General features: G+C 56.3%; 9 protein-coding genes. 3 read left to right on the top strand and 6 right to left on the bottom strand.

All coding sequences use genetic code 11. The annotated features are described in order from the left end of the window. Position 1: 1 nt before the first annotated feature. Positions 2–445 carry a low molecular weight protein-tyrosine-phosphatase Wzb gene (wzb, locus tag INF68_RS21180; protein WP_023312405.1) on the bottom strand — a complete coding sequence of 148 codons (444 nt, stop codon included), beginning with the start codon at positions 443–445 and terminating at the stop codon, positions 2–4. A 6-nt stretch (positions 446–451) separates the two neighbouring features. Next, the gene (locus INF68_RS21185; RefSeq protein WP_014170829.1) at positions 452–1,591 is read right to left on the bottom strand and encodes a polysaccharide export protein; all 1,140 of its coding nucleotides are present in this window, start codon (positions 1,589–1,591) and stop codon (positions 452–454) included. A gap of 692 nt (positions 1,592–2,283) precedes the next feature. On the opposite strand from INF68_RS21185, the gene INF68_RS21190 reads away from it, so the two are divergent. Beyond that, a complete protein-coding gene (locus INF68_RS21190) occupies positions 2,284–3,867 on the top strand; it encodes a TerC family protein (RefSeq protein ID WP_193525415.1) in 1,584 nt (527 codons plus the stop codon). A gap of 109 nt (positions 3,868–3,976) precedes the next feature. On the opposite strand, the gene asmA is transcribed toward INF68_RS21190, so the two are convergent. The 3 genes from asmA to udk all read right to left on the bottom strand — a co-directional run bounded on the left by asmA (position 3,977) and on the right by udk (position 7,164). Next, entirely contained in the window at positions 3,977–5,827 is a 1,851-nt protein-coding gene (gene asmA, locus INF68_RS21195; protein WP_126787418.1) for an outer membrane assembly protein AsmA, read from the bottom strand. Between the two features lie 22 nt (positions 5,828–5,849). Beyond that, positions 5,850–6,431 (bottom strand): dCTP deaminase, encoded by a 582-nt coding sequence (dcd, locus tag INF68_RS21200; RefSeq protein WP_023312408.1) that lies wholly within the window; start codon positions 6,429–6,431, stop codon positions 5,850–5,852. Positions 6,432–6,522: 91 nt separating this feature from the next. Continuing rightward, positions 6,523–7,164 (bottom strand): uridine kinase, encoded by a 642-nt coding sequence (udk, locus tag INF68_RS21205; RefSeq protein ID WP_008500855.1) that lies wholly within the window; start codon positions 7,162–7,164, stop codon positions 6,523–6,525. A gap of 343 nt (positions 7,165–7,507) precedes the next feature. On the opposite strand from udk, the gene INF68_RS21210 reads away from it, so the two are divergent. Continuing rightward, positions 7,508–10,837: a diguanylate cyclase gene (locus INF68_RS21210; RefSeq protein WP_126787419.1), complete on the top strand. Its 3,330-nt coding sequence runs from the start codon at positions 7,508–7,510 to the stop codon at positions 10,835–10,837. Here the strand turns inward: INF68_RS21210 and alkA are convergent. Continuing rightward, complete coding sequence (gene alkA, locus INF68_RS21215) at positions 10,802–11,674, bottom strand: DNA-3-methyladenine glycosylase 2 (RefSeq protein ID WP_126787420.1); 873 nt, start codon at positions 11,672–11,674, stop codon at positions 10,802–10,804. The two genes, INF68_RS21210 and alkA, sit on opposite strands and share 36 nt — an antisense overlap. A gap of 129 nt (positions 11,675–11,803) precedes the next feature. Between alkA and yegD the strand changes: the two genes are divergently transcribed. Further along, positions 11,804–13,156 carry a molecular chaperone gene (yegD, locus tag INF68_RS21220; RefSeq protein ID WP_126787421.1) on the top strand — a complete coding sequence of 451 codons (1,353 nt, stop codon included), beginning with the start codon at positions 11,804–11,806 and terminating at the stop codon, positions 13,154–13,156. The last annotated feature ends 115 nt before the right edge of the window (positions 13,157–13,271 follow it).

A 13,271-nucleotide genomic window follows, 5' to 3' on the forward strand; every position in this document is an offset into this window, starting at 1 on the left:
GTTATCCCTGCTGAACTTTCAGTGCCTGCGCCCACTGTTGGGCAGACTGGTCAAGTAAGGTGTAAACCGCCTCAAAGGCCTCATGGCTTTTGCGATACGGATCGGGGATTTCACGTTCATTGTCCCAGTGACCAAACAGCATCACCTTGCCGCGCATCTCCGGAGCGATATCGCACAGCGCATGAATATGGCGTTTTTCCATCGTCAGGATCAGGTCATACTCCCGGCACATGCGGCCAGTGACCTGGCGGGCCACGTGGCCGTCGAGAGAGAGGTGATGATCCCGCGCCACGCTCGTTGCGCGCTCATCGGCACCTTTACCGACCAGTGCACCCAGCCCTGCCGAATCAACGGTCAGTTCGGGCTGGTAGTGTTTCAACAACCGTTCAGCCGTAGGGGAACGGCAAATGTTCCCCACGCATACCACCAGAATTTTGTTAAACATCGCGGATTACCAGGTATGAATGTCGCGCGCCGTATCCGTCATGTAGCGAACGCCACTGATGGTTGGCAGCAACTGGTTGATCAGACGGTTCCAGCGGGCAACCGGCGCGGTGGTGACATACACCACATCGTATGGCTGGAGACGGAACTCCGTTGCCATCACCAGAGAGGTCGCATCGGACATATCCAGCTGGTAGATGTTGGCAATCTTGCCTTTCGCACTGCCCTCACCTTTCAGCGGACGGATAACGAAGATACCGGTCGCGTTAGAGGTCGTCAGATCGATACCCTCAGCATTGCCCAGCGCTTCGGTCAGCGTCATACCGCTGAAGTCCATTTTGAGGGTGCTCTGTTTCTTCACTTCACCCATCACGAAGACTTTCAGATCGTCATTGCGCGGCACGTAGAGAATGTCGCCCGGATAGAGCAGGCGGTTCTGGGTCAGATCGCCGTTTTGCATCAGCGCCTGCAGCGAAATACGCTGCTCCTTCCCGTTGTGGGTGAGCACGACGTTGCGCCAGTCGGCGCCGTCGGTTAACCCGCCCGCGGCGTTGATGGCATCCAGTACGGTCAGAGGAACGTTGGTGATGGCCTGCTGGCCGGATTTGTTCACCTGGCCGGAGATATAGGCTTTTTGCGAGCGGAATGCGGCGATATTAACGTCCACCTGCGGATCGGCGATGTACTGCGCTAAGCGGCCGGTAATATCACTACGTATCTCGGCAAGCGTTTTCCCTGCAACATGGACTTTACCAATGTAGGGATAGAACATTGTGCCATCTGACTGCACCCAGTTACCGGTGTCGCTTGAGCTACGGTACTGGCCCGCTGGCGTGGTCAGTTCAGGGTGGTCCCAGACGGTCACGTTGATCACGTCACCCGGCCCCACTCGGTACTGGTAGGACGCAATTTCCTGGTCCAGCGACATATTCGGCTGGGCAACATTCGGACGTGGACGTAATTGTTCGACCAGACGAGGCGTAAGTGGATAAACATTCACCATTTTGTCGAGATCAAAATCGGCATCCTGTTGCTTAATCACATCCTTACCCATTGTTGACATATTGCTGCCGGGAAAGACCGTGCAACCACTCATCAAGGTCACAGACACCAATAATGGCATCAATTTCATTTTGGATTTCATCATTGATTATTTATCACTTTGGCAGAGTAATTATCCTGTGCAATTTAAATAAGCTCGAGTCGTATTGGGTTTCAGCATGCAGTTAATCAAATAGAAATATAACTGGCATCAGTCCTAAAAAAAGCTTATTCATCCATTGGCTATTGACAGAATAATCGAGGCTGATTCACACGCTTTCAGGCACGCTACCGCCCTTGGCTTTCAGTTACCAATCCACTGACTAAACAATGTGTTATGGATAGACACCCTCTTGAGCAAGGTCTTCTGGAAATATATCAGTCGCTTGAGAAACCCGACGGATAATGAATAACCATCCCTGAAGACCGAACATAAATAGCAACACCGAGATTTAACATTTGATGCTGGGAGAATTGTTGCAGCTAACCTAATAGCAGGCAAGGAGACAACTGTCCTAATATTGGTTTTTAAGATTAATATTAAGAGCAAATTTTTGAACTTTTAGGATTTTCTTTATATTGACAAAATAAGAGTAAAAATCAGTCCCTGCGATATATCCTAAAATGCATTCCTTGTAATTAAATATACGTATTTCGCTTATTTACACCCTATTGAGAATGCTCTCTTTTTCACCCATCGTATTAAGAGAAATCTCAGCCCGGCATTGCAATTTCCCCCAGCTTTATCCATGATCGAAGTGTGACATTCGTCATATAACAGAAGGTATTGCTATTACTATGGAATGGATTGCCGATCCCTCAATCTGGGCCGGGCTGGTTACGCTGGTCGTCATCGAGCTCGTGCTCGGGATTGATAATCTGGTCTTTATCGCCATCCTCGCTGAAAAACTGCCCCCTTCCCAGCGCGACCGCGCGCGCGTGACGGGCCTGCTGCTGGCGATGGTGATGCGGTTACTGCTGCTGGCCTCTATCTCCTGGCTGGTGACGCTCACACAGCCTCTGTTCTCCATCCACGGTCTGAGTTTTAGCGCCCGCGATCTGATCATGCTTTTCGGCGGGTTGTTCCTGCTGTTCAAAGCCACGGTGGAGCTCAACGAGCGGCTGGAAGGCAAAGACAGCGAGAACCCAACCCAGCGCCGCGGGGCGAAATTCTGGCCGGTAGTGGCGCAAATCGTGGTGCTGGATGCGGTCTTCTCCCTCGACTCGGTGATCACCGCCGTCGGGATGGTGGACCACCTTGCGGTGATGATGGCTGCGGTGATTATTGCCATCACGCTGATGGTCATGGCCAGCAAGTCGCTGACCCGCTTTGTGAACAGTCACCCGACCATCGTGATCCTCTGCCTGAGCTTCCTGCTGATGATTGGCTTTAGCCTGGTGGCCGACGGTTTTGGCTTCCATATTCCGAAAGGCTACCTGTACGCCGCCATCGGCTTCTCCGTCATGATTGAAGCGCTCAACCAGCTGGCGATATTTAACCGCCGCCGCTTCCTGTCCGCGAATCAGACCCTGCGTCAGCGCACGGCCGACACGGTTATGCGCCTGCTAAGCGGTAAGAAAGAGGATGCGGAGCTGGATGCCGAATCCTCCGCCATGCTGGCCGATCACAGCGACGGGCTGATCTTCGACCCGCAGGAACGACGGATGATCGAGCGGGTGCTTAATCTGAATCAGCGGACGGTCAGCAGCATCATGACCTCGCGGCATGACATTGAGCATATTGACCTGACGGCACCGGAAGAGCACATTCGCGCCCTGCTGGATAAAAACCAGCACACCCGCGTGGTGGTAACCGGCGGTGAAGAGGAAGAGGAGCTGCTGGGCGTGGTGCACGTTATTGACCTGCTCCAGCAGCAGCTTCACGGCGAGGCGCTCAACCTGCGCGTACTGGTACGCCAGCCGCTGGTCTTCCCTGAGGGGCTACCGCTGCTTTCAGCCCTTGAGCAATTCCGTAACGCGCGCACGCACTTTGCCTTTGTGGTGGATGAGTTTGGTTCGGTGGAAGGGCTGGTCACGCTCAGCGACGTCATGGAAACCATCGCCGGTAATTTGCCTAACGAGGTGGATGAGATTGACGCCCGCCATGATATTCAGAAAAACGCAAACGGTTCGTGGACCGCTAACGGCCATATGCCGCTGGAAGACCTGGTGCAATACGTGCCGCTGCCGCTGGATGAAAAACGGGAGTACCACACTATTGCCGGCCTGCTGATGGAATATTTGCAGCGTATCCCGCAGCCGGGGGAAGAAGTTCAGGTGGGCGACTATCTGCTCAAAACGCTGCAGATTGAAAACCATCGCGTGCAGAAGGTTCAGCTCATTCCGCTGCGGGATGAGGAAGAACTGGATTTTGAGGTTTAGGTAAAACAAAACGGCAACCCGGTTGCCGTTTTTAGTGTTTGCTCCCTCTCCCGTGGGAGAGGGCCGGGGTGAGGGCATCAGGCCGCAACGCCACCCGGCGCAACGGACATCAAAGCTTATCCAGCAGCTTCTTAACGTCCTTACCGTCCTGTGAATCTTTATTGCGTTCCGCCCAGCCGCTAAGCCGACGTTTCGCTTCATCCTGCAGATGCTTACGCAGGAGCTGATCCACCTCCAGACGGTAATTCAGGGCCTGCCATTTGCCGTATACGGTCAGCGGGACCGGCGTCTCTTTCAGGAAGTCGATGAGCTTGCTTTCACCCTGCCAGCCGGAAAGTACGCGCACGTTAAAGCGCGTGTCCGCGGTTTCTTTCACCAGATCCAGCTTACCTTCACCGGTCATTGATAAGAGTGAAGAAGTACCCTGCATTCCGTCGAGAGTAAGTTGTCCGTTGTCCAGCGTCAGGTCCGTGGTGAAGCTGTCGAGGCGCGTGGCGCTGTCGTAGTTATCCTGGGCCTTCACATCGCTGCTGCGCTCGACCGCCTGCTGCACCAGCTGCTGGAAGTTAAGCCCTTCCATACGGGAATTTTTCAGATCAAGATGCGCCTGCCCCTGCCACTCGCGGCGGAAAGCATCGGCATCAATTTTCGTGCCTGAGAAGTCACCCGCGAGCGTCAACTGCCCCGTCAGGGATATCGGATAGTTAAACGCGTTCAGGATGGTGCCTATCTCAACGTTGTCGAGACGCGGCTGGAATTCGGCGCTGGCTTCGTCTTTACGGACGTCCAGCGTGCCGGGCAGCGAGAGGCTCCCTGCGCCCATCTTTCCGCTAAGCTCGGAGATCACCAGCAAACCGTTATGGTTAAACATCTGGCTGCTCACGTCGGTAAAATCAATGCCGCGCCAGCGCAGGCTATTGGCTTTCAGCAGAATATCCGCCGTGAACCCGCGCAGGGCGTTATAGTCAGGCTGATCGAGATTAGACGAGATTACCGGACGTGATACCGGTGCCTGGCTTTGCCCCGTCTGCGTGGCATCGCTGTCCGTGGCGCTGGCGGGCAGAGGCGGCAGCAGATTTTCCAGGTTGAGCTTGTCAAACTGCAGATTCAGCACCCACTTCGGCTTCTCTTCGAGCGTGACGCTCGCTTGCCCCTTCAGGCTACTGTCATTTGCCTGCAGGTTGAGATTATCCAGCTCCAGCTGCTTTTGCTCTTCGCGCCACACGGCCTGCAGCGTTCCCTGCCCGGTGACCCCCTGGGGGGGAAGATCGGCACCCGTCAGCTGCCAGTTCAGCTGCTGGATGTCGGCCGTAAGCTGGTGCGGATAGTCTGAGGCGTTCACATTAGCATTCAGCGACAGGGTCAAATCACGCTGATCGCGGTTCACGCGCCCGCTAAATTCCAGCGACGCAAGATGATGAGCATCCTGTTCCATCTGCAGGTTAATGTTGCGAATGGTCACCTGCTCCTGGTGCTCATGCTGGAAAACCAACACGCTATCGGCAACTTTCAGCTTGCCGATATCAAAGGACCAGCCGGTATCGGACGGGTCATCAGGCAGAGTATTTTCGCGCGGCGCAACAGGCGCACCGGCATCACGCACGGCTTCGGTTTGCGGGGTGAGCTGGATCACCGCGCCTTTCAGCATCACCTGCTTAACCTGCAGCTGATGGGAAATGAGCGGGAACAGCGCCACATCAAGGCGCATGTTGTCTGCGGACACCAGCGGCTGGGCCGCCCCCGGCGCCGTGAGCGACATGCGGCCAGAGAGAATGCTGAGCTGCGGCCAGACGTGCCAGCGCAGCGGCCCGTCAAGCTTCAGTTGATAACCACTGCGTGCCTCGACCTGCCGCACCATGTAAGCGCGGAAATCGTTGGGGTTAACCAGCAGAACCAACGCCGAAAGGCCAGCCACCAGCACCACCAGCAAAATCATCAGCGTTGTCAGAACTCTTCTCATGGCATCCTCAATGGGCTAACGCTCAGTCTTTATCAATACGGCTGGCAACCGCGCCCTGCTGGTCGCGATATTTTGCGTCCTGCCGACGGTTGTAAGGACGATCTGCCGGGCCCGACAGCGGTTCAAAACTCAACGCGCCGATCATCATGCCCGGGCGCAGCGCAAGCGGCAATTTACCGGCATTGAAGAATTCCAGCACGATACGCCCCGACCAGCCAGGATCGATACGGTGCGCGGTCACGTGAACCATCAGCCCCAGTCGCGCCAGCGAAGAACGGCCATCAAGCCAGCCAACCAGATCCGGAGGCAGGGTGACGGATTCAAACGTCACCGCCAGGGCCAGTTCACCCGGATGCAGATAAAAAGCTTCGCCTTCATCGATTACGATTTCGTCACTCATCACGCGATCGAGCGCGGCGCTGACTTCGTCCTTCGGCCCGCTAAGGTCAATGAACGGTGCGGTATGGCCGCTAAAGGTACGGAATTTATTACCTAACCGGACATCAACGGTCACGCCATTGATACGCTCAACGGGTGGACGTGGGGTAATAGACAAACGGCCTTCATCCAGCCAGGCTTCTATATCGCGATCACAAAGACGCATGGCACTTTCTCCTTTCATGCATCGTACCCTGAGGCGTTAAGCGCTCAGGGTAAAACCAGGTTATCTCTGAACGGTACACAATTCGCGCGGCTTATTCAAAAAACTGGCTGATTTTCGCTTTTAAGATATCAATAGCAATGCGGTTTTTACCCCCGCGGGGCACGATGATATCGGCGTATTGTTTGGAGGGCTCAATAAACTGCAGGAACATCGGGCGGACCGTTTTCTGGTATTGCGCCATCACGGAGTCCATTGAGCGGCCGCGTTCATTAACGTCACGCTTGATGCGGCGCATCAGGCAAATATCCAGCGGGGTATCGACGAAAATCGAGAAGTTCATGGATTCACGCAGGCGAGCGTCGGTCAGCAACAGGATGCCTTCAAGGATAATGACCTTTTTCGGCTCGATGCGGATCGTTTCCTGGGTGCGGGTATGTTCTACGTAACTGTAAACGGGCAGCTCGATCGCCTGGCCGCTCTTAAGCGCTTCTAAATGCTGGAACAGCAGGCTGTGATCCATCGCATTTGGGTGGTCATAGTTCGTTTTAACGCGCTCTTCCATCGACAGATGGGATTGATCTTTGTAATAGCTGTCTTCGGGAATGACGCCGATATGCTCATCACCTACTTGTTCACGCAGTTCGCGATAAAGCGTACTGGCAATTAGACTTTTACCTGAAGCCGATGCGCCGGCGATGCCTATAATGACGCACTGATGAGACTTATCAGTCATAAATTTAGCGACCTGATTAACCTGGATGTTAAGGAAGGACGACGCCGGAGCGTCAAACGCGGCAATTATAGGGATTTCGCGGGCGTGATACCAGTCGAAAGCACAGGTTCTGCGAGACTGGCCGAAAAGTGGCGCTTTATTCCCTGAGTGAAATTTAAATGAACGTTTTTTCAGCGTTTAACCGTTTTTTTTCACGGAGCCTCTATTTAATAAGTCTGTGGTGTCAAATTCTGAGCGGTCACCATATGAATTGTAAATTGTTTGTACTAGCATAAACCAAATTATCTAATTCACGCGTTCGGACATCTTCCCTGACGGCATGGCGTCTCTGGATAAAGCGGTAATGAATAAACAATACCAGCGGGTTTTGGTTACCACCCCACATCCTTTAATACGACTTGTCTGTCTGGGCCTGGTCACCTTTATCTTTACCTTATTTTCCCTGGAGCTCACCCGGTTCGGCACCCTGCTGGCCCCGCTCTGGTTCCCCACCGCCATTATGATGGTGGCGTTTTACCGCCATGCAGGAAAAATGTGGCCGGGAATCGCCCTGGCCTGTTCGTTTGGCAATATTCTGGCCACCTGGATGCTGTTTTCGTGGGGATCGATAAGCCTCACCTACACCTCAATTAACGTGGTTGAAGCCTTTACCGGTGCGCTATTACTTCGCAAATTGCTCCCGTGGTACAACCCGCTGCAGAATCTGAATGACTGGATCCGCGTGGCCATCGGCAGCGCCGTGATACCGCCGCTGGTTGGCGGCGTCCTGGTGTCTCTGCTAGCGCCCGGCCCTGAACCCCTGCGTAATTTCTTCGTCTGGGTGTTGTCCGAAGCCATTGGCGCACTGGCGGTGGTACCGTTGGGGCTGTTATTTAAACCGCATTATCTGCTGCGCCACCGTGACCCGAGACTGCTCCTGGAAACCCTGACCACGCTGGCCGTAACGCTGGCACTCAGCTGGGCAGCCATCACCTGGCTGCCGTGGCCTTTCACCTGCGTTATCGTTTTGCTTATGTGGAGCGCCGTGCGCCTGCCGCGAATGGAAGCGTTCCTGGTGTTTCTGGTCACGGTGATGGTTGTGTCGCTGATGATTGCCCAAAACCCGGTGGCGCTGACAACCCAGCACGTCGGGGCGATGCTGAACGCCCCCTGGCTGCCGTTCCTGATGCTGCTCCTGCCAGCTAACGTCATGACCATGGTGATGTACGCCTTCCGCGCAGAGCGCAAACACATCACCGAAAGCGAGGAGCGTTTCCGCAATGCGATGGAGTATTCCGCCATCGGTATGGCGCTGGTCAGCATTGAGGGCAAATGGCTGCAGGCTAATAAGGCGCTGTGCAATTTCCTCGGTTACAGCCAGACGGAGCTTCAGTCGCTGACCTTCCAGCAGCTCACCTGGCCGGAAGATCTGCACACCGACCTGGAACAGCTCGAACAGCTGGTCAACGGCGACATCAATACCTATACCCTCGAGAAGCGCTATTACACCCGCAACGGGGAAGTAGTCTGGGCGCTTCTTGCCGTCTCCGTCGTGCGCCATGCCGACGGATCGCCGCTCTATTTTATCGCCCAGATTGAAGACATTAACGACCTGAAGCAGACCGAGTGGGTCAACAAACGCCTGATGGAGCGCATTACGCTGGCTAACGAAGCGGGCGGCATCGGCATCTGGGAGTGGGATCTGGAGCCAGACATTATCAGCTGGGACAAGCGGATGTTTGAGCTATATGAAATCCCGCCGCACATCAAGCCTACCTGGCAGCTCTGGCACGACACGATGCTGCCGGAAGATCGTGCCCACGCCGAGCAGGTGCTGCGGGACTCGCTGATTTCCCGCCTGCCGTTTAAGCTGGAATTCCGCATCCGCGTGAAGGAAGGCGTGCGCCATATTCGCTCCCTGGCGAACCGGGTGCTCAATAAGCAGGGTGAAGTCGAACGGCTGCTCGGGATCAACATGGATATGACCGAGGTTAAGCAGCTCAACGAGGCCCTCTTCCAGGAAAAAGAGCGTCTGCACATCACCCTCGACTCCATCGGTGAAGCGGTACTGTGTACCGATATCAACATGAACGTCACCTTTATGAACCCGGTGGCCGAGAAAATGAGCGGCTGGCTGCAGACCGAGGCTATCGGCCAGCCGATCCTGAAGGTGTTGCACATCACCTTTGGTGAAAAAGGGCCGCTGATGGAAAATATTCACAGCGGCGATATGTCCCGCTCCGATATCGATCAGGACGTGGTGCTGAACTGCCGTACCGGCGGTAATTTTGATATTCACTACAGTATTACGCCGCTCAGCACGCTGGACGGGCAGAATATAGGCTCGGTTATCGTGATTCAGGACGTGACCGAGTCGCGCAAAATGCTGCGACAGCTGAGCTACAGCGCCTCCCACGACGCCCTGACCCACCTGGCAAACCGGGTCAGCTTCGAAAATCATCTTAAACGACTCCTGCAGACCGTTCGCGAAACGCGCCAGCGCCATGCCCTGGTCTTTATCGATCTCGATCGCTTCAAAGCCGTCAACGATACGGCAGGCCATGCGGCGGGCGATGCCCTGCTGCGGGAACTCTCTTCCCTGATGTTGACCATGCTCCGCTCCAGCGACGTGCTGGCGCGTCTGGGTGGGGATGAGTTCGGATTACTGCTGCCGGACTGCAATATTGAAAGCGCGCGCTATATCGCCGGGCGCCTGATCCACACGGTCAATGACTATCACTTTATGTGGGAAGGCCGCCTGCATCGGATCGGCGCCAGCGCAGGCATCACGCTGATTGATGAAAATAACCATCAGGCGTCGGAGGTGATGTCGCAGGCGGATATAGCCTGTTATGCCTCGAAAAACAGCGGGCGCGGCATGGTGACGGTTTACGAACCCCAGCAGGAGCGGGATCACAACACGCGCAGCATGATGTCGCTTGATGAACAGTGGCACATGATTAAAGACAATCACCTGATGATGATTGCCCGCAGCGTCGCCTCCCCGCGCATCCCGGAAAGCAGTAATTTCTGGCTGCTCTCGTTACGCCTGTGGACCAGCCAGGGCGAAGTCCAGGAGGAGCATGCCTTCCGCTCGGGCCTGGCAGAGCCTGAGCTTTTACATGCCCTCGACAGACGGATCTTTAGCGAGTTTTTCCGCACCTCAGCCGCCCAGATCGCCAGTAAAGGCATGGGAGTGGCGCTGCCGCTCTCTGAGGCCGGTTTAGCCAGCGTAACGCTGGTCGATGAACTTCTCGACCTGCTGGATAAAAGCCCGATGCCGGGCCGTCTCCTGCATCTGGTTATCTCTGCCGACGTGGTGTGCAGCCCGGATAAAAACCTGCAGCGGAGTCTGCAAAAGCTTCGCCAGGCGGGCTGCCGAGTGATCTTCAGCCAGGTGGGTCGCGACATGAACGTCTTCACCCACCTGACCGCCAATATGGCCGACTATCTGATGCTGGACGCGGAGGTGGTAAGCAACGTGTATGGCAACCTGATGGATGAGATGATGGTGACCATTGTGCAGGGCCACGCCCAGCGTCTGGGGATGAAAACCATCGCGGGCCCGTGCAATCAGCCCATCATGATGGATACGCTCTCCGGCATCGGCATTGATTTTATCTATGGCGACACCATCGCCGAGCCGCAGCCGCTGGATCTACTGCTCAACACCAGCTATTTCGCCATCAACTGACGGTGCCCAGCCGTCGGTGTACCAGATGTGCAGCAGCGCGTAAGAGCGCCACGGCTGCCAGCGCTCGGCATAACGCCGAATTTGCGCGGGCGTCATCCCGGCAAAGCGTTGCTTAATCAGATAATCATCCGGCAGAAAGACATCTTTCGCCTGCCAGCCGCGCAGGGCCAGGTAGTTTGCCGTCCAGCGCCCTATCCCCGGCCGCTGCTGTAGCGCCTTCATCCCGGCCTCAATATTCTCGGGCGGGAAAAGCGGAAACGTCCCGTCGATGACCGACTGCGCCAGATGAATTAACGACTCCGCGCGTTTTACCGGCATGCCCAACGCTTTCAGCGCCAGCGGGTCCGCTGCTGCCAGCGCGTCCGGCGTGGGGAAACAGAGATACCCCGGACAATCCGCGATCGGCTCACCGCACAGCGCCACCACGCGCGACGTCAGTTTCGCCGCCATCGCCACGCTCACCAGCTGCCCGAGGATCGCCCGTACGCCCTGCTCGTACGCGTCCATCGCCCCCGGCAAACGCAAGCCTGGCCGGGCAGCACCGAGATCGCCCAGCGTATCCGCGATGTGCTGCGGGTTGCAGGCGAGATCGAACAGGCGCTCTATGCGTTCAAGGCACGTCTGCGCAACCGGAACTAACTCCGGACTGAGCGTCACGGTCAGCGTATGGGTGGCGATATCCGGCGTTACGCGAAATATCCCCTGATGCCCTTCACAGGCAAAACTGCGCTCGTAGTAGTCGCGTGTGACGGTTTCAATGCCCGTCACAGCACGCGCGCCGAGAAAGCCAAACATCCACTGCCAGTCGTAAGGGGGTTGCCAGTTCAGGGTGTACATCGTCTCTCCTTTGGGTTCTCCACAGCATAAACGGAAAGGTCCAGTTTCGCCTTGCTTTCATATTCCTGTTGTCGCCATGAAGACATTTCGTTAAAGTCTCGCCCCTTCTCACTGGCATGGGGATTCATCGTGTTTATTGGATTCGACTACGGTACGGCAAACTGCTCGGTTGCGATTATGCAAAACGGACAGCCACAGCATCTGAAAATGGAAAAAGAGAGCACGCTGCTGCCGTCAATGCTTTGTGCGCCGACGCGTGAAGCGGTAAGCGAATGGCTGTTCCGCCACCATCAGGTTCCGGCCACGGCGGCGGAGACCCAGGCGCTGCTGCGCCGGGCGGTCAGCTTTAACCGTGAGGAAGATATTGACGTTACGCCGTCCAGCGTGCAGTTCGGCCTCTCTTCGCTCGGGCACTACATTGAAGATCCTGAAGAGGTTTACTTCGTTAAGTCGCCAAAATCCTTCCTCGGCGCCAGCGGACTGAAGCCGCAGCAGGTGGCGATGTTCGAAGACCTGGTGTGCGCGATGATGCTGCATATTCGCAATCAGGCGCAGACGCAGGTCTCCGATGCGATTACCCAGGCGGTCATTGGCCGCCCGATCAACTTCCAGGGGCTGGGCGGCGACGAGGCCAACCAGCAGGCGCAGGGGATCCTTGAACGCGCGGCGCACCGCGCAGGCTTCCGCGACGTGGTGTTCCAGTACGAGCCGGTTGCCGCGGGGCTGGATTTTGAAGCCACGCTGACGGAAGAGAAGCGCGTATTAGTCGTGGATATCGGCGGGGGCACAACGGACTGCTCGCTGCTGCTGATGGGGCCGCAGTGGCATAACCGACGCGATCGTGAAAATAGCCTGCTCGGGCACAGCGGCTGTCGCGTAGGCGGTAACGATCTCGATATCGCGCTGGCATTCAAGAGCCTGATGCCGCTGCTCGGCATGGGCGGGCAAACCGAAAAAGGCATCGCCCTGCCGATCCTGCCGTGGTGGAACGCGATTGCCATTAACGACGTGCCTGCGCAGAGTGATTTTTACAGCACCGCCAACGGCCGCTTCCTTAACGATCTGGTGCGCGACGCGCAGGACGCCGAAAAAGTCGCCCTGCTGTATAAAGTGTGGCGTCAGCGCCTGAGCTACCGCGTGGTGCGCACTGCCGAAGAGAGCAAAATAGCCCTTTCCGACCGTGCTGAGCATGCGGTCTCCTTGCCGTTTATCAGCGACGATCTGGCCACCGCGATTTCGCAGGACGGGCTGGAGACGGCGCTCGCGCAGCCGCTGCAGCGTATTCTGGAGCAGGTACAGCTGGCGCTGGAGAACGGCAAAGATAAGCCGGACGTGATTTACCTGACCGGGGGAAGCGCCCGCTCGCCGCTGATCAAGAAAGCGCTGGCGGAACAGCTGCCTGGCATTCCGATTGCCGGTGGGGATGACTTTGGCTCCGTCACCGCAGGCCTGGCACGCTGGGCGCAGGTGATGTTTAGCTAGCATTGTTGCGGTGCGGTCTGGTGCCCTCACCCCGGCCCTCTCCCACAGGCAGAGGGCGAAAACACCAAAAACGGCAACGGATGTTGCCGTTTTGCGTTTACCTCCATTCAGACCA

The organism is Enterobacter cloacae complex sp. P16RS2 (assembly GCF_014982155.1).
Lineage (GTDB): Bacteria > Pseudomonadota > Gammaproteobacteria > Enterobacterales > Enterobacteriaceae > Enterobacter > Enterobacter cloacae_M.

Bases quoted from the DNA above. Each gene is read 5' to 3' on its own strand.
- INF68_RS21185 (WP_014170829.1), bottom strand. From the start codon at position 1,591: ATGATGAAATCCAAAATGAAATTGATGCCATTATTGGTGTCTGTGACC.
- INF68_RS21210 (WP_126787419.1), top strand. From the start codon at position 7,508: ATGAATAAACAATACCAGCGGGTTTTGGTTACCACCCCACATCCTTTA.
- dcd (WP_023312408.1), bottom strand. From the start codon at position 6,431: ATGCGTCTTTGTGATCGCGATATAGAAGCCTGGCTGGATGAAGGCCGT.
- alkA (WP_126787420.1), bottom strand. From the start codon at position 11,674: ATGTACACCCTGAACTGGCAACCCCCTTACGACTGGCAGTGGATGTTT.
- INF68_RS21190 (WP_193525415.1), top strand. From the start codon at position 2,284: ATGGAATGGATTGCCGATCCCTCAATCTGGGCCGGGCTGGTTACGCTG.
- asmA (WP_126787418.1), bottom strand. From the start codon at position 5,827: ATGAGAAGAGTTCTGACAACGCTGATGATTTTGCTGGTGGTGCTGGTG.
- udk (WP_008500855.1), bottom strand. From the start codon at position 7,164: ATGACTGATAAGTCTCATCAGTGCGTCATTATAGGCATCGCCGGCGCA.
- wzb (WP_023312405.1), bottom strand. From the start codon at position 445: ATGTTTAACAAAATTCTGGTGGTATGCGTGGGGAACATTTGCCGTTCC.